Origin of the sequence: Nonomuraea rosea (assembly GCF_039539705.1) — a bacterium.
Lineage (GTDB): Bacteria > Actinomycetota > Actinomycetes > Streptosporangiales > Streptosporangiaceae > Nonomuraea > Nonomuraea rosea.
This window is the reverse complement of record NZ_BAABDQ010000015.1, coordinates 43,328-66,019: the sequence shown is the minus strand read 5'-3', so window position 1 is coordinate 66,019 and position 22,692 is coordinate 43,328. Positions and strand designations below refer to the sequence as shown.

At 72.0% G+C, this 22,692-nt stretch carries 16 protein-coding genes; 11 read left to right on the top strand and 5 right to left on the bottom strand.

Features of this window, described 5'->3' with window-relative positions; translation table 11 throughout:
- The first annotated feature begins 94 nt into the window (after nucleotides 1-94).
- On the top strand, nucleotides 95-2,824 hold the full coding sequence (locus ABEA43_RS31050) for an AAA family ATPase (protein ID WP_345567338.1): 2,730 nt from the start codon (nucleotides 95-97) through the stop codon (nucleotides 2,822-2,824).
- Nucleotides 2,825-2,866: 42 nt separating this feature from the next.
- Here ABEA43_RS31050 and ABEA43_RS31045 read toward each other — a convergent pair whose 3' ends face one another.
- Entirely contained in the window at nucleotides 2,867-3,616 is a 750-nt protein-coding gene (locus ABEA43_RS31045; protein WP_345567336.1) for an alpha/beta fold hydrolase, read from the bottom strand.
- 95 nt (nucleotides 3,617-3,711) lie between these two features.
- Here ABEA43_RS31045 and ABEA43_RS31040 point away from each other — a divergent pair, with 95 nt between their 5' ends.
- The 4 genes from ABEA43_RS31040 (at nucleotide 3,712) to ABEA43_RS31025 (ending at nucleotide 8,935) form a co-directional block, all read left to right on the top strand.
- Nucleotides 3,712-6,348 (top strand): helix-turn-helix transcriptional regulator, encoded by a 2,637-nt coding sequence (locus ABEA43_RS31040; RefSeq protein ID WP_345567334.1) that lies wholly within the window; start codon nucleotides 3,712-3,714, stop codon nucleotides 6,346-6,348.
- Between the two features lie 72 nt (nucleotides 6,349-6,420).
- Nucleotides 6,421-7,260: an alpha/beta fold hydrolase gene (locus ABEA43_RS31035; RefSeq protein ID WP_345567332.1), complete on the top strand. Its 840-nt coding sequence runs from the start codon at nucleotides 6,421-6,423 to the stop codon at nucleotides 7,258-7,260.
- 11 nt (nucleotides 7,261-7,271) lie between these two features.
- Nucleotides 7,272-8,066 carry an alpha/beta hydrolase gene (locus ABEA43_RS31030; protein WP_345567330.1) on the top strand — a complete coding sequence of 265 codons (795 nt, stop codon included), beginning with the start codon at nucleotides 7,272-7,274 and terminating at the stop codon, nucleotides 8,064-8,066.
- A gap of 77 nt (nucleotides 8,067-8,143) precedes the next feature.
- Entirely contained in the window at nucleotides 8,144-8,935 is a 792-nt protein-coding gene (locus ABEA43_RS31025; RefSeq protein ID WP_345567328.1) for an MBL fold metallo-hydrolase, read from the top strand.
- Nucleotides 8,936-8,965: 30 nt separating this feature from the next.
- On the opposite strand, the gene ABEA43_RS31020 is transcribed toward ABEA43_RS31025, so the two are convergent.
- Together ABEA43_RS31020 and ABEA43_RS31015 are read right to left on the bottom strand one after the other, a co-directional pair.
- Nucleotides 8,966-9,946, bottom strand: coding sequence for a DUF389 domain-containing protein (locus ABEA43_RS31020; RefSeq protein WP_345567326.1), 981 nt, complete (start codon nucleotides 9,944-9,946; stop codon nucleotides 8,966-8,968).
- A 69-nt stretch (nucleotides 9,947-10,015) separates the two neighbouring features.
- Nucleotides 10,016-10,312, bottom strand: a complete 297-nt coding sequence (locus tag ABEA43_RS31015) for an SRPBCC family protein (RefSeq protein ID WP_345567324.1) — start codon at nucleotides 10,310-10,312, stop codon at nucleotides 10,016-10,018.
- A 110-nt stretch (nucleotides 10,313-10,422) separates the two neighbouring features.
- Between ABEA43_RS31015 and ABEA43_RS31010 the strand changes: the two genes are divergently transcribed.
- The 6 genes from ABEA43_RS31010 to ABEA43_RS30985 all read left to right on the top strand — a co-directional run bounded on the left by ABEA43_RS31010 (nucleotide 10,423) and on the right by ABEA43_RS30985 (nucleotide 19,325).
- A complete protein-coding gene (locus tag ABEA43_RS31010) occupies nucleotides 10,423-10,815 on the top strand; it encodes a hypothetical protein (protein WP_345567321.1) in 393 nt (130 codons plus the stop codon).
- 110 nt (nucleotides 10,816-10,925) lie between these two features.
- Complete coding sequence (locus ABEA43_RS31005; protein WP_345567319.1) at nucleotides 10,926-12,200, top strand: ABC transporter substrate-binding protein; 1,275 nt, start codon at nucleotides 10,926-10,928, stop codon at nucleotides 12,198-12,200.
- Between the two features lie 134 nt (nucleotides 12,201-12,334).
- Nucleotides 12,335-13,117: an AfsR/SARP family transcriptional regulator gene (locus ABEA43_RS31000; RefSeq protein WP_345567317.1), complete on the top strand. Its 783-nt coding sequence runs from the start codon at nucleotides 12,335-12,337 to the stop codon at nucleotides 13,115-13,117.
- A gap of 303 nt (nucleotides 13,118-13,420) precedes the next feature.
- Entirely contained in the window at nucleotides 13,421-17,218 is a 3,798-nt protein-coding gene (locus ABEA43_RS30995) for an nSTAND1 domain-containing NTPase (RefSeq protein ID WP_345567315.1), read from the top strand.
- A gap of 153 nt (nucleotides 17,219-17,371) precedes the next feature.
- Nucleotides 17,372-17,866 (top strand): hypothetical protein, encoded by a 495-nt coding sequence (locus ABEA43_RS30990; RefSeq protein WP_345567313.1) that lies wholly within the window; start codon nucleotides 17,372-17,374, stop codon nucleotides 17,864-17,866.
- Between the two features lie 46 nt (nucleotides 17,867-17,912).
- Nucleotides 17,913-19,325, top strand: coding sequence for a NucA/NucB deoxyribonuclease domain-containing protein (locus ABEA43_RS30985; protein ID WP_345567312.1), 1,413 nt, complete (start codon nucleotides 17,913-17,915; stop codon nucleotides 19,323-19,325).
- 54 nt (nucleotides 19,326-19,379) lie between these two features.
- Here ABEA43_RS30985 and ABEA43_RS30980 read toward each other — a convergent pair whose 3' ends face one another.
- Together ABEA43_RS30980 and ABEA43_RS30975 are read right to left on the bottom strand one after the other, a co-directional pair.
- Nucleotides 19,380-20,528 (bottom strand): serine hydrolase domain-containing protein, encoded by a 1,149-nt coding sequence (locus ABEA43_RS30980; RefSeq protein WP_345567311.1) that lies wholly within the window; start codon nucleotides 20,526-20,528, stop codon nucleotides 19,380-19,382.
- Nucleotides 20,529-20,689: 161 nt separating this feature from the next.
- Nucleotides 20,690-22,690, bottom strand: coding sequence for an ABC-F family ATP-binding cassette domain-containing protein (locus ABEA43_RS30975; protein WP_345567310.1), 2,001 nt, complete (start codon nucleotides 22,688-22,690; stop codon nucleotides 20,690-20,692).
- Nucleotides 22,691-22,692 lie beyond the last annotated feature (2 nt).

The window sequence follows — 22,692 nt, the reverse complement described above, 5'->3', positions numbered from 1 at the left end:
GCCGACCGGCAGGGGAAGTCAAGACCCCAGTCATTCGTCACATGACGTACTTATGCCACCATTCGATCATGCAGGCTCCGGGGGAAGGTGTCGCGTGATCACGCTCCTTGGGCGCGAGCGCGAGGTGGCGGAGCTCGAAGGGCTCGTGGACCGCATTCGCGAGCGCGGCGATGCCCTGGTCGTACGCGGCGCGCCGGGCATCGGCAAGTCCGCCCTGCTGGCGGTCGCCGCCGCGCGGGCCGAGGCGTACAAGGTGATGGTGTCCAGCGCGTCCGGCGTACAGAGCGAGACCCACCTGCCCTTCGCCGGGCTGCACCAGCTGCTGCGGCCGATGCTCGGCTCCGCCGATCAGCTGCCCGCCCGCCAGCGGGAGGCCCTGCTCGGCGCGTTCGGGATGGCCGAGGTCAGCGACCCCGAGCCCTTCCTGGTCGCGCTGGCCGTCCTCAACCTGCTGGGTGAGGCGGCGGTCCACCGCCCCCTGCTGGTCGTGGTGGACGACGTTCAGTGGCTGGACCGGCCCACCACCGAGGTGCTGGCGTTCGTGGCCAGGCGCGTGCGCTCGGATCCGATCGTGCTGCTGATGGGACTCCGCGACGGCTACCCCACCAGCCTGGACGGCAGCGACGTGCCCGAGCTGCGGCTGGCCGGCCTGGATGCCGCCGCGGCCGAGGAGCTTCTGGACGCCCACGCCGCCGAGCTGAGCGCCGGCCTGCGCCGGCGCGTGCTGAGCGAGGCGGCCGGCAACCCGCTCGCCCTGGTCGAGCTGCCGCTCGCGATGGACACGGGGGCGGTCACGACCGAGGCGGGGTTGCTGCCGCTGACCGCCCGCCTGGAGCGGGCCTTCGCCATCCGGCTGGCCGAGCTGCCGCCCCACACCAGAGGGCTGCTGCTGGTGGCCGCCGCCGACGACGGCCACGACCTGGCCCACACGCTCGCGGGGGGCGCGATGGTGGCGGGCGCGGAGCTGACCGCCGAGGCGCTGGCCCCGGCCGTGGACGCCGGGCTGGTCGAGCTGCACGAGCAGGCACTCCGCTTCCGGCATCCGCTGGTGCGTTCGGCGATCTACCAGAAGGCCGGTCGCACCGATCGCCTGGCCGCCCACGCCGCGCTGGCCCGGGTGCACGGCCACGACCCGGACCGCAGGGCCTGGCACCGCGCCGCGGCGATCGCCCAGCGGGACGAGTCCGTCGCCGCCGAGCTGGAGGGGGTGGCCGCGCGGGCCCGGCAGCGCGGCGCGATCCCGGTGGCGGTGACCGCCCTGCGCCGCGCGGCAGAGGTCAGCGAGGAGCCCACGGCCGGCGCCCTTCGCCTGCTGGCCGCGGCCGAGCTGGCCTTCGAGCTCGGCCGCGGTGACCAGGCCGCCGAATTGCTCGCGCTGGCCGAGCCGTCCGTCCTCGGCGAGCTGCCGGGGGCCAGGGTCGTCTGGCTGAGCGAGGTGCTGGGGGAGGGGCGCAACGACGGCCCCGCGCGGATCCGGCGGCTGGTCACGACCGCCGAAACGGCGGAGGCGGCGGGTGATCGCCAGCTCGCGCTCAACTTCGTCCAGGCGGCGGCCCTCCGCTGCTGGTGGAGCGATCCGGGCTGGGAGCAGCGCCGGCGCGTCATCGCCCTGGCCGAGCGGCTCGCGGCCGGCGCCAACGACCCGGAGCTGCTGATCACCCTGGCCACGGCGGCGCCGGTCGAACGCGGCGCGGACGTCGTCGAGCGCCTGATCGAGGTGCGCGACGCCCGGCTGGACGGGGCGATGACCCGGCTGCTGGGCGTCGCGGCCAGCACGGTCGGCGCCTTCGACCTGGTCGGTGACTTCCTGGACGCCTCGATCGCCGACCTGCGGGCCCAGGGCAGGCTGGGCCTGCTCACGCGGGCGCTCAGCACGCAGGTGTGGCGGCAGATCTTCTGCGGCGACTGGGCCGGCGCGCTGCTGGTCGCTGAGGAGGCCGAGCGCCTGGCCCGCGAGACCGCGCAGCCCCGCCGGCAGGCCTCGGCCCTGGGGATGCTGGGGTTGCTGGCCGGGCTCCGCGGTGAGGAGGCGCGCGGCCTCGCGCTGGCCGCCGAGGGTGAGCGCGTGCTGGGCACCGTCGCCGTCAGCTCGCCCGTGGCGGTGCTGCTCCAGCACGCCAGGGGCGTGATCGCGTTGTGCGCCGGGCGGCACGACGAGGCTTTCGAGCACCTGTGGCGGTTGTTCGAGCCGGGCGACGCCGCCCATCACCTGATCTGGCGGCAATGGGTGATCAGCGAGCTGGCCGAGGCGGCGGTGGCGGCCGGCCGGCAGGAGCCGGCCAGGCGGGCGGTGGCGGAGCTGGAGCAGGTGGCCGCCCTGACCCCGTCGCCGCTCCTGCACGTGGGGCTCCGGCACGCGCGCGCGTTGCTGGCCGACGACGCCGACGCCGAGGCGCTCTACCAGGACGCGCTGAGCGCCGACCTGTCGTCCTGGCCCACCGCGCGGGCCCGCCTGCTGCTCGCCCACGGCATGTGGCTGCGCCGCCGGCGGCGGATCCAGGAAGCCCGCGTGCCGCTGCGGGCCGCCCGCGACGCCTTCGACGTGCTCGGGCTGCTCGCCTGGGGGGAGAAGGCCCGCCAGGAGCTGCGGGCCGCGGGCGAGGCCAGCGACCTGCGCGTCCCGCCGGCCGCCGAGCAGCTCACCTCGCAGGAGCTGCACATCGCCCGGCTGGCCGCCTCCGGGCTGTCCAACCGCGAGATCGGCCAGCAGCTCTACCTGTCGCACCGCACCGTCAGCACTCACCTGTACCGGGCGTTCCCGAAGCTCGGCATCACCGCGCGGGCTCAGCTGCGCGACGTACTGGGAGATACGTCACGCGACTGATACCGGTGCCGGGCAGGCGGAACGTACCGTCGCTGCGTGCCGTCAACTCGCCAGGAACTCCAGCATGAGCTCGTTCCACTGCTCGTCGTGGACGAACGGGACCCCGTGCGGCGCGCCGGGAATCGTGACCAGGACACTGCCCGCGATCGCCCGCGCGACGCGGGCGCCGCTGTCCTCCGGCGGGACGAACGCGTCCCCCTCGCCCTGGATGATCAGCGTCGGCACGGTGACGCGCGCCAGCTCCGCGTCAGGGGCCGCGGTGCTCCAGGCCGTCAAGGAGTCCGCGGTCGCCTTGGGGGAGGCGTCGGCGGAGTGTCTCAGCAGGTACCGGCGGGTCTGCTCGTCCAGGGCAGGATGGCCGTCCACGGCGAAGAAGCGCAGCAGCAGGTCGTCGAGCATGGGGACGCGGTGCCGTACCGAGGCGATCCGGAGCTCGTCCGCGAGCGGGCCGGGATACAGCACCGGGCTGCCCAGCACCAGCCGGGTCACCCGGCCGGAGACGGCGGCGTAGCTGACGGCCTCGGCGCAGCCGGTGGCGAAGCCCACCAGCGCCGGCCCGGTCAGGTCCAGGCCCTCGATCAGGGCCGCCAGGTCGGCGGTGAAGGTGCCGAGGTCGTAGCCGTGCCACGGCCGGCTGGAGCGTCCGAAGCCGCGCCGGTCGTAGCAGACCACCCGGTGGCCGGCCTCGACGAGCGGGCCGATCTGGGGCTCCCAGAACCGGCACGACAGGGGCCAGCCGTGCACCAGGACGACAGGCGGCCCGTCGCCGACGTCCTCGTAGAAGAGGCTCACGTCTGTTCCCACCTGTAGTCGCGGCACCCGCCCAGCATGCCGCCGGCGGGAGGCACGGCAATCGGTCAAATGACTGCACCGAGGAGACGAACCACATGGACATCATCGGACGGGCCGGGGAGCTGGCCGCGCTGCGCCAGGCCATCGACCGCGCCCCAGGCGTCCTGCCGAACGTCGTGCTGCACGGCGATCCGGGTGTGGGCAAGTCCGTGCTGCTGCAGGCCGCGATCGCCTACGCCAGGCAGCGGGGGATCAGGGTGCTGGGCGGCAGCGGCTTCGAGTCGGAGGCGCAGTTCGCCTTCGCCGGGCTGCACCAGTTGTTCGCGCCGGTGCTGGAGTACGTGGACCGGGTGGAGCCGTTCCACCGGGACACCCTGCTCCGGGTGCTGGGGATGCGGGACGGGCCGGCCCCGGACCGGCTGGCGATCTCGGTGGCGTCGCTGGCGGTGCTGGCGGCCGTGGCCGAGGACGGGCCGGTGCTGATCGCCGTGGAGGACGCGCACTGGGTGGACCACCCCACGCGCGAGGTGATGATGTTCGTCCTGCTCCGGCTGCAGCCGTACGACCTGCGGGCCGTCTTCGCCCGCCGGCCGCTGACGGCCACCGAGCGCGTCACGCCCGGCGTCCACATGCTGGAGGCCGGGCCGCTCGGCGACGAGGCGGCCGGGCAGCTGCTGGACCTGCTCCACCCGGGCCTGCCTCCGTCGGTGCGCGAACGCGTGCTCGCCGAGGCCGCGGGCAATCCCCTGGCGATCACGGAGCTGCCGCAGACCTCCGTCGGGGTGGAGCTGCTGCCGGCCGGCGCGTCCCTGCGCACCCGGCTGGAGACCGGGTTCGCGGGCCGGCTGCTGGAGCTGCCGCCGCGGATCCGTACGACGCTGCTGGTGGCCGCACTCGACGGCGACCGATTGCAGCATCGGGCCGAGCTGTCGGCGTACGAGCTGCTGGAGGCCGAGCGCGCGGGCCTGGTCACGCGCGATTCGACGCCGTCGGGCCTGCGCTTCCGGCACCCGCTGGTCAGGTCGGCGATCACCAAGACGGCCTCGCCCGAGGAGACGCGCGAGGCGCACGCCGTGCTGGCCGAGCAGCACAAGGCCGACCCGGAGCTGCGGATGTGGCACCTGGCGGCGGCCACGGTGGAGCCGGACGAGCGGGTGGCCGCCGAGATCGAGCAGGCCGCCCGCGCGGTGAGCCTGCGGGGCGGCAGCGGGCTGGCGGTCAAGGCGCTGCGGCGGGCGGCCGAGCTCACGCCGGATCCCGCGGCCCGCGCCGTCCGGCTGGAGCTCGCGGCCGAGCTGGCGGGCGAGTCCGGACAGCTCGACCTGGCCCAGGACCTGCTGGACCAGGCCCGCCGCCACCTGGACGACCCGGCCAGGACGCTGGCCGTCAGGGCGCAGATCCTCATGCTGCGCGACGGCGACCTGGACGCCGCCCGCCGCCTGCTGCGCGGCACGCCAGGGGCCGGTCCCCTCGTCAGGGTGCTGGCCGCCTCCTACGCCCAGGACCCCGAGGACTGGGCGGAGGTCACGGACCTGGTCGCCGGCTGCGACGACGAGCACGTCCGCCTGCTGCACGACGTCTTCCTGGGCACCGGCACGGCCGAGCGTGTGCGTACGGCGCTCGACACGCTGCCCGGTGACGCCCCGCCCGGCCGGGTGGCGGCGCTGTGCCGGGCGGCCACCTGGATGGACCTGCTGCCCGACTACCGCGGCCGCATCCGCGCCCTGACCGAGGGCGAGGCCGGGCAGGGCGCGGTGACCCACGCGGCCAGCGGTCACTGGCTGGCCGCCCACGACCACTTCCTGGCCGGCCGGTGGGAGGCCGCGGAAAGCGCCGCCAACGCCGGGCTCGACCTGTGCGTCCGGCACGATCTGCAGCTGCTGGCGCACGACCTGCGCTGCAGCCTGGGCTGGATCGCCGCCGCGCGGGGCGACGCCGACAGCGCCAGGGAGTACAGCAGGACCATCGAGCAGTGGGCGGCCCCACGGGGCAGCGCGCTGCACCTGTCGCTGGCGGCCCGCAACCTCGCGCTGGCCGCGATGGCGCACGGCGACTACGAGACGGCTTACGCGCACTGGACGAGCATCAGCCCGCCCGGCGTCATCTCCCCGTACGTGGCGTTCGCGCCGTGGGCGGTCTTCGAGCTGGTGGAGTCGGCGGTGCGCACCAGCAGGACGGCCGAGGCCAAAGCGCATGTCGCCGCCGCGGACGGCCTGGCCGATCGAGCTCCCCGGCTGCGCCTGCACGTGATGGCGGCGCAGGCGCTGGTGGCCTCCGACGAGGAGGCGGTGCCGCTGTTCCGGGCCGCGCTCGCGCTGCCCAGGACCGAGCGCTGGCCGTTCGACCACGCCCGGGTCCGGCTGGCGCTGGGTGAGCTGCAGCGCCGCCGCCTGCAGCCGGGCGAGGCCAGGCCCGACCTGCGCAGGGCGGCCGGCCTGTTCGCCTCGATCGGCGCGACGGCCTGGCAGCAGCGAGCCGAGCAGGAGCTGCGCGCCACCGGTGTGGCGGTCACCCAGCGGCCCAAAGCCGCCCACGGACTGACCGCCCAGCAACTGGAGGTGGCGCAGCTCGCCGCCTCCGGGCTGAGCAACAAGGAGATCGGCGAGCGGCTGTTCCTGTCCTCGCGCACGGTCAGCGCCCACCTGTACCGGATCTTCCCCAAGCTCGGCATCACCTCCAGGGCCGCCTTACGTGACGCCCTCGCGGGTGTGGCCGCAGATGCAGTCAATTGACCGATTCCTGCCCACGGCGGACGCCGGATGCTCGTGCTGCAACGACGACACGACAGCCAAGAGGAGATCCCCATGACCGTCCAGACAGGCCGCGGGCTGAGGCTGGCCCTCGCCACCCTGACCCTGGCGCTCGGCGCGACCGCCATCGCCGTCCCCGCCTCGGCCGCGATGACGACCACCGCGAACGTCGCCACGACCGCGAAGCCGACCGTGGTCCTCGTGCACGGCGCGTTCGCGGACGCCTCCGGCTTCAACGACATGATCGCCCGGCTGCAGGCCATCGGATTCCCGGTGATCGCGCCGGCCAACCCGCTGCGTGACGTGGCCGGGGACGCCGCGTACCTCTCCAGCATCCTGGACACCATCACCGGGCCGATCATCCTCGCCGGCCACTCGTACGGCGGGATCGTCATCACCAACGCCGCCCGCGGCCACGACAACGTCAAGGCACTGGTCTACCTGGGCGCCTTCGCGCCCGACACGGGCGAGAGCGCACTGAAGCTGGCCGACCAGTTCCCCGGCAGCGAGCTGGGCCACGCGCTGATGCCCCGTGACTACAAGCTGCCCGACGGCACGCCCGGCGGGACCGACGGCTACATCGTGGCCGAGAAGTTCCGTGAGGTCTTCGCCGCCGACCTGCCCGCGAGCAAGACCCGGCTCATGGCGGCCACCCAGCGGCCGGGCAGCGTGACCGGGCTGTCCGGCGGCAGCGGCGAGCCGGCCTGGAAGACGATCCCGTCCTGGTACCTGATCCCCACCCAGGACAAGGTGATCCCGCCCGCCGCCCAGCGGTTCATGGCCAAGCGCGCCGGCAGCACGGTCAAGGAGATCCGCTCCTCCCACGTCGTCATGACGTCCCACCCGGACGCCGCCACCGCGGTCGTCCTGTCCGCCTACGCCGCCACCCGATAGAGGGAGCCGACATGAAACCCGACACGATCGTCCTGATCCATGGCTTCTGGGTCACGCCCCGCAGCTGGGAACACTGGGTCACCCGCTACCAGGCCCAGGGCTACCAGGTCCTGGCCCCGGCCTACCCCGGCTTCGAGGTCGAGGTGGAGGCGCTCAACGCCGATCCCACCCCGATCGAGCAGGTCACCGTCCCGCAGATCATCGAGTCCCTGGAGAGTCTGATCCGCGGTCTGGACAAGCCGCCGATCATCATGGGTCACTCCGCCGGCGGCGTGTTCACCCAGATCCTGCTGGACCACGGCTTCGGCGCGGCCGGGGTGGCGATCAACTCCGCCCCCACCGAAGGGGTGAAGATCATCCCGCTGTCGCAGCTGAAGGCCACCTTCCCCGTGCTCAAGAACCCCGCCAACCGCCACCGGGCCGTCGGACTCGACTACGAGCACTGGCGCTACGCCTTCACCAACACCTTCCCCGAGGACCAGGCCCGCGCCACCTACGAGCGCTACCACGTCCCCGCCTCAGGCCACATCTTCTGGGGCAGCGCGCTGGCCAACATCCACCCCGGCAAGGACGACAACTGGGTCGACTACCACAACGACGCGCGCAAGCCGCTGCTGTTCCTGGCCGGCGAGGACGACAACCTCATGCCGCCCAAGATCCAGCGCTCCAACGCCGCGCACTACAAGTCGCCCAAGACGATCACCGAAGTGGCCGAGTACTCCGGCCGCTCCCACCTGATGCCCGCGCAGGACGGCTGGGAGAAGATCGCCGACCACGCCCTCACCTGGGCCCTCGACCACTCCTGACCACGAGGGCCGGCCTCCGGGGTCACACACCCCGGGACGCCGGCCCCCATCGAGCTGCCGGCCCCGGAGGAGCGTCCATGACGAAAGCCCGGTTCACCCACATCGGCGGTCCCACCGTCCTCATCGAATTCGGCGGCTGGCGGCTGCTCACCGACCCGACCTTCGATCCTCCCGGCCGCACCTACTCCTTCGGCTGGGGCACCTCCTCCCGCAAACTGACCGGCCCCGCCGTGGCCGCCGCCGACCTGCCGGCCGTCGACGCGGTCCTGCTGTCGCACGTGCACCACGGTGACAACCTCGACGACGCGGGACGTGCCCTGCTGCCGGCCGCCGGCGCCATCGTGACCACCTCGTCCGGCGCTCGCGCCCTGCCGTACCCGGCCCGCGGCCTGCGAGCGGGCCAGACGACCCGCCTGGAGGCCCCCGGACGCCCGCCCATCGACATCACCGCCACCCCCTGCCGGCACGGCCCCCCGCTCAGCGGGCCGATCGTGGGGGAGGTCATCGGCTTCGCCCTCACCTGGCCCGGCCAGGAGCATGGCCCCCTCTGGATCACCGGCGACACGGTCTACCACCGCGCGCTGCGCCGGGCCGCCGCCGAGATCCGGCCGGGCACCGTCCTGCTGCACCTGGGCGGCGTCGGCTTCCCCCTCACCGGGCCATTGCGCTACACCATGACCGCCCGCCAGGCCGTACGGCTGTGCGCGGCCATCACCCCGCACACGGTCCTGCCGGTCCACTACGAGGGATGGCAGCACTTCCGGCAGAGCCGGGAAGGCGTCGAACGAGACCTGCGGCGGGCGCCGAAGCAGCTCAGCAGCCGGTTTCACTGGCTGCCCCGTGGCTCGGCCGAGCCGGTAGAGCTCTAGATCCGTTGAAGAACGTCCGCGGCACGACATTCATTCGAGCTTGATCCGGCGGCCCTGCGTGATCTGCACCACGACAGGAAAGACGCCGGGGAGGACGTCGTGCAGGCGGCGGCTCAGATCCGCGGCCGGCGGCACCCCGGCGGGAGCGCGGACGGAGATCTGAAAGGTCGTCCCCTTCAACCGGACGCCGGTGACCGTGGCCCCCGGTGCGGCGGCCAGCCATTCGGCCGCGCTCTGCCTGACCTGGCTCTTCCAATGGGCGACCCGGTAGTGCAGGACGGTGCTCAGGCAGAGGATCGCCACCACCAGAACCCCGAGCCCACCGAGCGCGAGCACCGCGCGCGTGCGCGACCGGCCGGCGACCGGGAGCGCGGTGTATCCGAGAGCGGCGAACACGAAGGTCCCGGCGAAGACGAGCGACAGCATGTTGGACAGGAAGAGCACCAGCGCGCCGAGCGCGAGGAGCGGAGCGCCGCTCCCCAGGCACACCCCGGCCACGACGAGCGGCGGCACCAGCGAGATCGCGATCGCCACCCCCGGCAGCACCGCCGCCACATCCCGGCGGGCGAGCGCGACGGCGCCGGCCAGGCCGGTCGCCAGCGCGGCGAGCAGGTCGGCAAGCCCCGGTGACGTACGGCCGGAGACCTGGCTGTTCGACAGCAGCTCATAGGAATCGGGGATGACCAGCGAAGCCAGCAACCCGACGGCGACGACCGCGCAGCCGCCGCCCAGCACGAGCCGGCCCGCACCGTTGCCGGATCGCTTCACCAGGCCCAGCGCCATGCCCATGATGGGCGTCGACAGCGGAGCGATGATCATGGCGCCGATCACCGTGGCGGTGGAATCGGCCAGCACTCCGGCGGCGGCGATCAGCGACGACAGAACGAGCATCGTCCAGAACGCCGAATACGTGGAGGCGCGGTCTCCCGCACGCAGATCGAGGTCGGCGGTGAGCTCTTCGAGCGTCCGGCGTTGTGCCGGTGGAACCAGTCGCGCCCGCGCTGCCGGCATCACGTCTCCCATCCGCGGCAGGCCGTGGGGGGACGGTCAGCACCATGTTGCCGCAGGTCCCCCGCGACGTCAGTCCCGGGAGAGCTCGTGTCGGTACGCGTCCAGGACGAGGCCGTGGAAATGATGGACCGCGTGCTCCGACAGCCCCGACCCGCCGGGGTCGTAAACGATCTTCCCCTGGGTGAACGCGGGGGTGCGCATCCCGCGCTGAACGCTCTCCACCAGGGCGATGTCCTCCACCTGGAGAACCTCGTCGATGTACCGGATGCCGTCCAGCTCGGCCTCGTCGGGCTCCGCGGTCTCCAGGTAGAAGTCCCAGATCTCGCGGGTCCGCTCCGGGCCGTCGGGGATGATCTGCAGCACCATGAAGTTCCCGCGGAGGTCAGCGACGGCAGTCTCATCGTGATGCTGGAGGAATGCGCGGGCGTCACGAAACGCCTCCACGGCATCGACTGACCGCTTACAGCTCGGTTCCCGTGCCCGAGCCGCTGGAGTACGGCGGCGTGGATCCCGAGAGCTGGCCCGACTGCGCTGCGCTCCTGGCCGCCGTGCCAGGCAAGCGGGACCCCGGACGGCCCGACGCCAAGCGCATAGTGGACGACGGTTTGTTCAGCGGGGCCACGCTGGTCCCGTTCAGCTGCTACGCCCGTATCGACGACGCCGAATCGGTCGAGGTCGTCGTCATGTGGATGACGAAGCGGCCGGAGGATGCTGACGTGCTGCTCGACGGGAGACCTGGCACGCCGCCGGACGCCGACGAATACGCCGGCGGCAACCTCAGGGTCGGTGGCGTCATCGTGCAGGTGCAGGGCTCCGACGAGGCCGAGCGGGCTGTGGTCAAGCGGCTTCGGTCAAGGGTCGCGTCCTAGACGCCCGAATTTCGTTCGGTCATTTAGCTCGAACTTTTCGCTGAGATCATCTCGCCGTCCCGGTAGCCTTACGGAATTCTTTACTCCGGCACCCCCCAGGAGGTAGAGCCGTGCGCTCCGGTACGAAGAGGTGGACGGCGGTGCTGCTGGCCACCGCTGTCCTGGCGAACACCGCCGCCTGCGGCGGCGAAGCCGCCGACGGCGAGATCACGTTACGTTTCTCCTACTGGGGTGGTCCCGCACGGCAGAAGATGACGCAAGAAGCGATCAAGAAGTTCGAAGCGCAGAATCCGAATATCGACGTCGAGGAAGAGTTCTCCGACTTCGGCAGCTACTACGAGACGCTGGCCACGAAGGTCGCGAGCGAGCAGGCGCCTGACGTCATCACCATCGAGATCCGCGGCCTGCGCGAATACGCCGAACGCGGCACGCTCGCCGACCTGTCCAGCACGGTCGACACCGCCGACATCGACGGCAAGGTGCTGTCCACCGGGGCCATCGACGGCAAGCAGTACGCCATCCCCACCGGCGTCAACGCCTGGTCCCTGGTCGCGGACCCGAAGGCGATCAAGGACGCGGGGGAGAAGCTGCCCGACGACACCGTGTGGACCTGGGAGGAGTACGCCGACCTGGCGGCCAGGATCACCGAAAGGACTGGCGGCAAGGTCTACGGCACGCAGCAGGCTTTCAATCCGGCCTTCCTGCAGATCTTCGCCGCGCAGCGGAGCGAGTCGCTCTACCAGGGCAACAAGATCGGCATCTCGCCCCAGACGCTCAAGGCGTGGTGGGCCATCCACCGCAAGCTGATCACGACCAAGGGCTCTCCCGACGCCGCCAAGAGCGTCGAGCTCGCGACCCTGGGCGAGGACCGGTCGCTGTTCGCCACCCGCAACGGCGCGATGGGGATGTGGTGGAGCAACCAGCTCGGCGCGATCAGCAAGGCGTCCGGCGGCAGGCAGGTGGACCTGCTGCGGATGCCGAAGGCGCAGGGCGCCGACGCGGGCGGCATGTTCCTGCAGCCCGCGATGTTCTACACCGCCGCGGCGAAGTCCAAGCATCCGGCCCAGGCGGCCCAGTTCATCAACTTCATGATCAACGACCCGGAGGCGGGTGCGATCATCCTCAGCGACCGCGGCCTGCCGGCCAGCTCGAAGGTGCTGGCGGCGGTCGGCGACAAGCTGCCCGAGTCCGACAAGAAGACGCTGGCCTTCCTCGACGAGATCAAGGACGAGCTCACGGCCCCGCCCGCCGCGCCGCCGAAACACGCCAGCGCCATCGAGGACATCCTCACCCGGTACACGGATGAGGTCCTGTTCGGCCGGATGACCCCTGACGCGGCCGCTCAGAAGCTCATCACGGAGGCCAACGCCCTCATCGCCGGGTAGCCGGCGTCACCGGTGCCTGGGAGAAGACAATTCAGCCACATCAACTGTGGCACGTACTGACAAGAAGTGTGAACGTGTTCTCGTTACGATGCGAGCGGCATGTGGCCGTATGAAGCGCGTAGTCGGAGGACAACGTGTACGGCGTCGCGTGGTTCGGCATTCTCGGCCCGCTGGAGGTGACGGCGGTGGGCCGACTGATCCGCATCGCCGGGCGCAGCCAGCGCGAGCTGCTCGCGGTGCTGCTGCTCCGGGCCAACCAGCTGGTCTCGATCGATCTGCTGATCGAGACCGGCTGGCCGGACACCCCGCCCGCCAGCGCGCGGCGGCAGGTGCAGAACGCGGTGGGACGGCTGCGGAACACGCTCACCAACGGCGGCCTTCCCGGCGACCTGATCGAGACCCGCCCCGGCGGATACCTCCTGGGCGCGATGGCCGACGAACTGGACACGCTCACCTTCAACCGGCACGTGGAGGAGAGCAGGCAGGCGAGCGCGCGACAACAGTGGGACAAGGCGGTCGCCAGGCTGCGCGCGGCACCGGCCCTGTGGCGTGGCCAGCCGTTGCCTGATCTCGACAACCACCTGGTGGTGGCCGAGGCGCGGCGGCTGCAGGAGCGGCGCGTCGAGGTCCTGGAGGAATGCCTGGACCTGGAGCTGCGGCTGGGCCGGCACCACCAGGTGGTGGGGGAGCTGACCGCGCTGGCGGAGGAGCATCCGCTGAGGGAGCGCGTCTGCGCCCTGCTGATGCTGGCGCTGTACCGCAACGGCCGTACGGCCGGGCGGTCAGCTGATCCCGGGGGTGGGGGTCGTCTTCCTCACCCTGGACGTGCTGGACCAGTTCGGACTCGTGGATCCCGTCATCGACTTCCTGCAGGAGCTGTTCGACACCGACGACCGCAGCCCCGTGCGGACGTGTGACTCCGGGTCCAGGCCGGAATACGGATGCACGCACCTGCCCAGTGGCGGGCAGGGCGAGTACACCGGATCGGCCGGGGTGCCGCCGCCATGCGAGGGCCGCGCGGCTCCACAGGCAGGCGCATGCCCGGTGAGGGGGTGCGACCACAACAGTTACAACCTGGATGACTGATGACTGGTCGGGGGGACGTTCGACCTGAACGTCCCCCCTTGTCAACCCCCGGTCCTGTGCGGGCGTGTGATAATCGCCGGGCGCGAGCAGTTCCAATCGTGGTGCCAGGAGGCCCGCGTGAGGGGGTGGGACCGTTGCCTCGCGGGGAGCGTCCGCTTGACGCAGACGACACCGCACTGCTGCGGTTCGCGGCGAGTCTGCGGGGGCTGCGGCAGGAGGCGGGCAGCCCGCCGTATCGCGCGCTCGCCCGCCGTACGCACTATTCGGTGACGACGTTGTCCGGCGCCGCGGCGGGCAGGCGGCTGCCGAGCCTGGCCGTGACCCTGGCCTACGTCGAGGCCTGCGGCGGCGACCTCAAGGAGTGGGAGCGGCGCTGGCACGAGGTGGCCGCCGAGCTCGCGACGATCCCGAGGGAGCAGGAGGCCGAGCAAGAGCCTCCCTACCTCGGGCTTGCCGCCTTCGGCCGTGAGGACGCCGACCGGTTCTTCGGCCGTGAGGAGCTGGTGGGCGAGCTGGCCGCGCGGCTGGAGCGCCGCAGGCTGGTGGCGGTCTTCGGCGCCTCGGGGGCGGGCAAGTCGTCGCTGTTACGCGCCGGCCTGATCCCGCTCCTGCTGGGCGAGGCTCCCGACCGGCCGGTCGCGGTGTTCACCCCGGGAGCGTCCCCGCTGGAGGAGTGCGCGATCCACCTGTCCGGAGTCACGGGCCGCGCTCCGGCCCAGCTGCTGGCCGATCTGTCGGCCGACGTTCGCGGGCTGCATCTCGCCATCCGCTCCGCCCTGGCCGGTCAGCGGGAGGACGTGGAGCTGCTGCTGGTGGTGGACCAGTTCGAGGAGGTCTTCACCCTCTGCGACGACGAGCGGGAACGCGCGGCGTTCATCGAAACGCTCACCACGGCGGCGACGAGCCCGAACGGCCGGTGCCGGGTGGTGCTCGGAGTCCGGGCGGACTTCTACGCGCACTGCACCCGCTACGCCGAGCTCGTGGACGCCTTCAACGAGGCGCAGCTCACGGTCGGTCCCATGACCGCCGAGCAGACGCGGCGGGCCGTCGTCCAGCCCGCGCTCCAGGCCGGCTGCTCGGTGGAGGGCCGGCTCGTGGCCGCGCTGATCGCCGAGGTGAACGGGCGGGTCGGCGTGCTCCCTCACCTGTCGCACGCCCTGCTGGAGACGTGGCGGCGACGCCGCGGCAACGCGCTGACGCTGGCGGGTTTCCAGGCCGCGGGCGGGCTGCACGGGGCCCTCGCGCAGAGCGCCGAGACGCTCTACGCGGAGCTCGCCCCGGGCCGCCGACGACGGGCCAAGAGCCTGTTGCAGCGGCTGACCGCGGTCGGGGAGGGCACCGGTGACACCAAGCGGCGGGTGGCGCGCGACGAGCTCGACACCGACGACGCCGACACCGCCTTCGTCCTGGAGCGGCTGGCCGAGGCCCGCCTCATCAGCCTCGACCGCGACACCGTCGAGCTGTCCCACGAAGCGCTCATCGGTGCCTGGCCGCGCCTGCGGGACTGGCTGGCCGAGGACCGCGAGGGGCTTGTCGTCCATCGGCGGATGACCGAGGCCGCGCGTACGTGGGAGTTACTGGGGCGCGATCCGGGCGCACTCTACCGCGGCGTCCGGCTCGCGCAGGCACAGGACTGGATCGGGCGGGGCAGGACCGTGCTGAGCCCGCTGGAACGCGCTTTCGTCGAGGCCGCCCTGGCGGCGCGGGCGGCGGAGGAGCGCGCGGACCGGCGGCGCACGCGCCATCTTCAGCGGCTGGTCGGCGCGCTCACGCTGCTGCTCGTCGTGGCCGCGGTGGCGGTGGCGTCCGCGGTGGCGGCCAACCGGACGGCGACGCTCGAACGCAACACCGCCCTCTCCCAGAAGACGGCCGCGGACGCCACGGCGCTGCGCGGCACCGATCCCGCCCTCGCGGCCCAGCTCGGCGTGGCGGCCTACCGGCTGGAGCCGACCGCCGAGGCCAAGGGTGCGATGCTCAGCTCGTACGCCGACCCGCGCGCGGCCCGGCTCACCGGGCACACCGGCAACGTGAACGCGGTGGCCTTCGCCCCCGGCGGGACCCGTCTGGCCAGCGCGAGCTGGGACAACACCGTACGGCTGTGGGACCTGACCGACCCGCGCCGGCCGCACGCCCAGGCCACGCTCACCGGACACACCGACAACGTGAACGCGGTGGCCTTCGCCCCCGGCGGGACCCACCTGGCCAGTGCGAGCTGGGACGGCACCGTACGGCTGTGGGATCTCACCGACCCGCGCCGGCCACGCGCAGAAGCCACCGTCACGGGACACACCGCCCACGTCAACGCGGTCGCGTTCGCCCCGCGCGGCGGCCTCCTGGCCACCGCGAGCACCGACCGGACGGCACAGTTGTGGGACCTCACCGCTCCTGGCCGCCCGCGCCGCGTGGCCACGCTCACCGGCCACACCGACGGCGTCGTCGCCGTGGCGTTCGCGGCCGACGGGCGGACCTTGGCGACCGCGAGCTGGGACGGCACCGCGCGCCTGTGGGACGTGAGCGACCCGGGCCGGGCCAGGGCCGTCCAGGTGCTGCGCGGCCACACGGGGCCGGTGGTGGCGGTGGCGTTCAGTCCCGGCGGAAGCCTGCTCGCCACGGCCGGCCACGACCGCACGGCGCGGCTGTGGGAGCTCGGCGACCTCCGCCGGGTCCGCGCGGGCGTGATCCTGCACGGCCACGAGGACGTCGTCAGGTCCGTCGCCTTCAGCCCCGACGGCCGCGTCCTCGCCACGGCGAGCCAGGATCACAGCATCAGGATGTGGGCCGTGGCGGGCCGGCACCTGACCACCTTGTACGGGCACAGCGGCGCCGTCGTCTCGGTCGCCTTCGACCCGGGGGGCCGCACGCTGGCCAGCGCCAGCGACGACCACACCATCTGGGTACGCGATCTGCCCGCACCCACGCTGACCAGCCACGACGGCGCCGTCTGCGCCGTTGCGTTCAGCCCGGACGGCCGCGCACTGGCCACCGCGGGACGGGACCGCACCGTCCGCCTCTGGGACGTCACCGCCGCCCCCGCGACCCGCGCGCTGGGCGTGCTCACCGGGCATCTGGACGCGGTCTGCGGGGTGGCGTTCGCCCCCGGTGGCCGCGTGCTCGCCACCGCCGGATACGACCGCACGGTACGCCTGTGGGACATCACCCGCCCCGAACACGCCAGCGAGCTGGCGGTCATCACCGGATACACCGACAACGTCAACTCCGTGGCGTTCAGCCCGGACGGGCGCACCCTCGCCACGGTGGGGCTCGATCCCCAGGTGCGCCTGTGGGACATCACCGACCCACGCCGCCCCGGCGCCCTGGCCCGTCTTTCCGGCCACACCAAAGGCGTCAATGCGGTGGCGTTCAGCCCGGACGGCCGCACTTTGGCCACCGGCGGCTGGGATGAGAGCGCGCGTCTGTGGGACGTGACCGACCCGCGCCGGCCCCGGCAGACCGCGCTGCTGTCCGGGCACACCAACGGGGTCAACGCCGTGGCCTTCCGCCCGGACGGCCAGGTCCTGGCCACGTCCGGCTTCGACGGCACCGCCCGCCTGTGGGACCTGCGGAGCCGGCGGCCCCTCGCCGTGCTGACCGCGCACGGCGACATCGTCTACTCGGTGGCGTTCAGCGGCGATGGCCGCACTCTCGCGACCGCCGGCGCCGACCGGACGGTCCGCCTGTGGGACGCGTCGGATCCGCGGCGGATCGGCGACCCGGCCGTGCTGACCGGCCACGGTGACCGGATCTACCTGCTGGACTTCGCCCCGGACGGCCACACGCTGGCCACCGCGAGCCGCGACCGCACCGTCCGGCTCTGGGAGACCGTCCCTGAACGCGCCGCCGCCGCGCTCTGCGCCTCGGCCGGGCCTCGGATCACGCTGGCCGGCTGGCGCCGGTATTTCACGGGAGCGGATTACCGGCCGCCTTGCCCGTGACCCCATTTATCCCGAATTTTCGGTACGTAGTGATGAATCGTCACTTTCTGTTGTTTTCTCGTTGTTTGTTCACTTCAGGGCTGCCGATCAGGAACAACCCGATTTCGGTAGGAACGATCGCGTCAGCACGATCGGCAGACCCGAAGGAGAACGATGTCCGCAAGAGCGAGGGCCACCGGCAGACGCCTGACATCAGGGGTGTTCGGTCTGCTGGTGGCCGCTGGTGTCATGATCACGACATCGCCCGCCCGGGCGGCGGCCGTACCGGACGGCTGCTGGGGGACCGGGCCGGTCGTCGTCGATCCGCAGGGCCGGCAATGGCCCACCAGGTACTGCCACAACTACATCGCCGGCGACCTCTACAACTACGTCGGCAGCGGCTGGCAGCCCATAGGCAGGATGAACGCCGGCGACAACTGGTTCGTCTGCCAGGCGCACGGGCCCGAGAATCCGCCCGTCCAGTCGTGGAAGAACGACATCTGGCTCTACACCCAAGGTGACGAGGGCTGGGCGAACGACGGCTGGGGCGCCTTTCCCGCCACCCACGTGTCCGGCGGGGTGAACTACGGCCCCATTCCCAACCTCGACTGGTGCCCGTGGGAGAACAGCCTCACGTCCGCCACGAAGACTCCCGCGAGCGCCTGGTGAACCCGTCCCCGCGCTCCTCGGCTCATGATCTCCGGAGAGTGACTTCATGCGTGTGAACACGCCTGCTCGACGAATGCGCCATGCCTTTGCCCTGCTGGGGGTGGTCGTGCTGGCGCTGGGAGCCGCCGCGCCCGCCGCCATGGGGCAGAGCGCGCCGCACGATGCGGAACGCTTCTACTCCAACGACCCGGCGAACCTCCCGGAGCCGCAGGGAAAACCGCCGGCGGCGAAGGACGCCATGGAACGCGACCTCCTGGAGGCGGCCAGGCTCGGCGCGCACTCCTTCTACGACACCTCCAAGGTGCCGCTGGACACGCCGACCCCCAGGGCGCTCAACGCCGACTTACCCACGGCCCCTTCTGAGGACGACTTACGCAAGTGCCTCGCCGCCGCTCCCGAGGCGAAGACCGCGATCGGCTGGACCTACAACCGCATGTTCTGGTGCCAGGAGCTCGGCTTCAGGATCGCGTACGAGAAAGTCGACCTGCAGACCGGCGAGCGGACCTACAAGGGGACCAACCTGATCCGCTACCAGATGGTGGTCGCCGGCACCGGCACGCAACGTGCGGTCCGGGTGTTCTTCCGCCCGATCCCGGGTTCCGTCTCCTACCCGGACTGGTCCGTTCTGGACGATCCCGGGAGTCTCAATCTGGACCTGGTCGCCCAATGCGGTCAGGAGTCGGAATACTGCTCGGTGGCGAAACCCTCCGTCCGGAAGACCTGGGGCGAGTGGAACAGCTCCGGATCGTGGGTCTGGTGGGACATCGCCTCCCACGAGGAAGCGAGCGACGCTCCGCTGGACAAGATCATATTTCACTCCTGGCGGCTCCGGTATGACGGCACATCGCTCGAATATCCGGCGGGCGGGAGGCAGACCGTGGAGCGACCGTTCCGGTGCGATTCCGCGACCTACTTCAACAGGTGGGGCACGGTCTTCGACAAGGGCTGCGTACTGACGAACGTCATTCCGCACCTGCAGTACGACATCAGCGACACGCGGGTCCAAGAGGTCGCCCGCCACATCCGGGAGGCGCAGGACAGTCCCGCAATTACCTGGCCCAAGGAGAGCCACACGAAGAACATCCCGGGCAAGTGGGTCCTGACAGACCCTGAGGATCCCCAGCTTCCCGACGGGCTGCACCGTGTTCTCGGCGACAGCGCGATCGCCAAGGAGAACACCAAGTTCAAGAACTACGCCTGCGACCGCAACGGCCCCTACAACGCCCTGACCGGGCTGCCCCCGAAGACTCCGCAGCAAACGGCAGAGGGGTACCAATGCGATGAATACCCCTTCCGTTCCAGCGAAGAGGGCGCGAGCAACTCCCGCTACGACTTCTCGGTGAAGTGGGTCCCGGGATCCCAGAACGGCTCGGCCGGCGGTCGCCTGAACCAGCAGTTCTTCTTCGACGACCGCATCCTGCGGATCGTGGACGAGTTCTGGGTCAAGATCAACAACTGACCCGTCCGCGACGCCGTCGGGCCCGGCGTCCCTGCCGAGGGACGCCGGGCCTCATCACCCGGCGGCAGGGCAGAACACCGACGTGAGGGCCTGGTCGATGAGCCTCCCCACTGCGGCGCGCTCGGCATCGTTCATGGCCACCGTCGCCGAAACCGCGAACTGCAGCCGCCCGTCCGGGGAGGTGTAGGTCACGGCGGTGAAGCCGGGGGCGCTGCCGCCGCGCGGGGCGAAGCTGGGGTTGCCCGCGCACGGACCGCCCTGCGGCGGCGGCTGCTGGCCGGGCACCGGATCGGTGATCACCGCGCGCAGCGAGTCCGGCAGCAGCTTGCTCTGAACGAACGCGCGCTGGAAGGCGCTGACGTCGCGCGCGGTGGAGACCACGCCGCCGGCGCCCAGCAGGGTGGTGGCGTTGAGCTGGTCGACATCGAGCAGCTTGCCCGTCTCATCCGGCATGTACCCGTGCCCATGCGGGCCCTTGATGCCTTCGGCGGCCTTGACCGGCAGGTAGGTGTCCCGCATGCCCAGCGGGGCGAAGATCCGCCGGTCGAGCTCGGCCGCCAGCGAGTGCCCGGTCACCCTCTCGATGATCATGCCGAGCAGGATGTAGTTGGTGTTGGAGTAGTTGAAGGTCCCGATCGGCGACGGCCGCTGCCGCTTGCGGGAGGCGGCCACCAGGTCTGCGGGGCGATACGTGACCGTGGGGTCGAGCGCGTGGATGTCGGGACCGAGGAAGTCGGGGATGCCCGAGGTGAGCTGGATCAGGTTGCGTACCGTGATCTCGCCGGCCTGTTCGACCAGGTCCTTCTCCGCCGTCTCGGGGAGCACCTCGCTGAGCTTGTCGTCCAGCTTCAGCTTGCCGCTCCGTACGAGTTGCAGGGCCACGGTCGCGGTCATGTTCTTGGTCTGCGAGCCGATCCGGTAGCGGGCGGTGGAGGGGATCGCGCCGCCCTTGCCGTCGAGCAGCCGGGATCCGGCCGATCCCGTGGCGGCCCGTTTCCCGTTCACGTACACCTCGCCGATGGCGCCCACGACGTGACCTGTCTTCACCAGGGCCGCCATCGCCTTCTGCACGTCCCCTACCTTGACGGGGCCGCTGCCTGCCGTGGCGGTGGCGCCGGCGATGGCGGGCGCGGACACACTCAGCGCCAACGCCGCGCATGCCACCGAGACGACACGGACAACTGCCGACTGACGCAAAACCATGAAGCACTCCTCCTGGAGGCCGAAGCTCCGATGCGAAAGCTCCAGTTCTAGGCGGGGCGCCGTTTCCTCAGCGTTTCCTCCCGGACCGGGACATGTCGTACGCGCCTGGCTACGGCCGGCCCGGCCATCGGGGACGGCGAACCCGCAACGGCCGCGACCGGCTATGCCACCACGCCCTCGTCCAGCTCCAGCCGGGAGCCGGTGAAGGAGGCCCGCAGGCGCCGATCGTGCGTCACGACCACCAGCGCGCCACGGTACGAGACGAGCGCCTCCTCCAACTGCTCCACGAGCATCGGCGACAGATGATTGGTCGGCTCGTCCAGCAGCAGCAGGTCCACGGGCTCGCTCACCAGCCGGGCCAGCTCGATCCGGCGCCGCTGCCCATAGGACAGCTCCCCGAGGCGCAGCCCCAGGTCGGACGGCCGGAACAGCCCCAGGGCGAGCAGCGCGTCCGCATGCTCGTCCAGGCTCCCCGGACGCCCATGCGCATAGGCCCGCAGCACGGTCCGCTCCGCCACCCCGCCCTGCCGGAGAACCCCGGCCCGGCCAGTCCGCCACACCTCGCCGCTGTCCAGCTCGCCCTGCCGGAAAGTCCGCCTGACTTGCCGCACTTCGTCCGCGTCCAGTTCGCCTCGCCGGAGGGCCCGCCTGGCGTGCCGTTCCTCCTCCGCGTCCAGCTCGTCCTGCCGGAAGAACCCGGCCCGGCCGGTCCGTCGCACCTCGCCCGCGTCCGGCCGCAGCTCTCCGGCGAGAACGCGCATCAGCGTCGTCTTGCCCGCTCCATTCGGGCCGGTGACGAGCAGCCGTTCACCGGCCCGGATGGTCAGGGACTCCAGGCGGAGCCGCCCCGCCACCACTACGCCGTCGAGCGCGACCACCTCGGTCCCGGCGACGGCTCCTCCGGCTGCTTCCGGGGTGCCTCCTGAGGTGCCTTTTTGGGTGGCCCACGGGGTGGCTCCTGCGGTGGCCCCCGGGGCGGCTCCTCCAGCTGCTTCCGAAGTGGCTTCTGCGGTGGTGAGGGTGGCGGTGAAGCGCAGTGGCTCGGGCGGCGGCGGCGCCGGGTGGTCGGTGAGCCACCGTAGCCGCTGCTGGGACTGCCGGATACGCCCGGCAGCGCCGTGCGTACGCGAGCGCGCCCGCCAGGCCCCGGTGCCCATGCCCGCCTTGGCCGTCTTGCGCGGAATCGCGGCCAGCCGTCCCGCGTTGGCCGTCACCAGCGTGGCATGCCGGTCCAGCTCCGTCTTCCACTCCTCGTGCGCCCGCGCCTGCGCGGCGCGTTCGGCGGCCTTGCCCGCGAGGTAGCCGGCGTACCCGTCCCCGTAGCGGCGCACCTGCCCGTCGGCGACCTCCAGGATGGCGGTGGTCACCCGCTCCAGGAACACCCGGTCGTGCGTGATCGCCACGACCGTGCCCCGGTGGGCGCGCAGGCGCTGTTCGAGCCAGGCCACCGCCTGGTCGTCCAGGTCGTTGGTCGGCTCGTCGAGCAGCAGCAGCTCAGGAGCGGACGCCAGCGTGGCGGCCAGGGCGAGCCTGGCACGTTCGCCACCGGAGAGCGTGCCGAGGGGGCGGCTCCGATCCAGCCCGGGCAACCCCAGCCCGTACAGCGCGACATCCACACGAGCGTCGGCCTCGTACCCGCCCCGCGCCTCGAACTCAGCCACCAGCCCCGCGTAGGCCTCCAGCCCCGCGTAGACGCCCAGCTCCGAACCGACCTTCGTCCCCGAATCGGCCTCCAGTCCCGAACTGGCCTCCAGCCCTGAACCGGCCTTGGCCTCCGCCTGGTCGTCCAGGTCGGCGCGAGTCCCCGTGCCGGCCTCCGCGAGCGACCGCTCGGCCGCCCGCATCCGGGCTTCGAGCTCCCGCAGGTCGGCCAGCGCCAGGTCGACGGCGTCGGCCACCGTCGCGTGCGCCGGCAGCGCGAGCGACTGCGGCAGGTAGCCGACGCCGCCCGGCGCGACGACCACGAGCTCGCCGTTGTCCGGCCGTTCGGCGTCCGCCATGAGCCTGAGCAGCGTGGACTTCCCCGACCCGTTGTCGCCGATCACCCCGATCCGCTCGCCGGACTTGATGGTGAGTGACACCCGGTCCAGGACGACGCGGGTGCCGTAACGCTTGGTGATCTCGGTGAGTGCCAGTTGCGCAGCGGTACGTATGGAGCCCATCT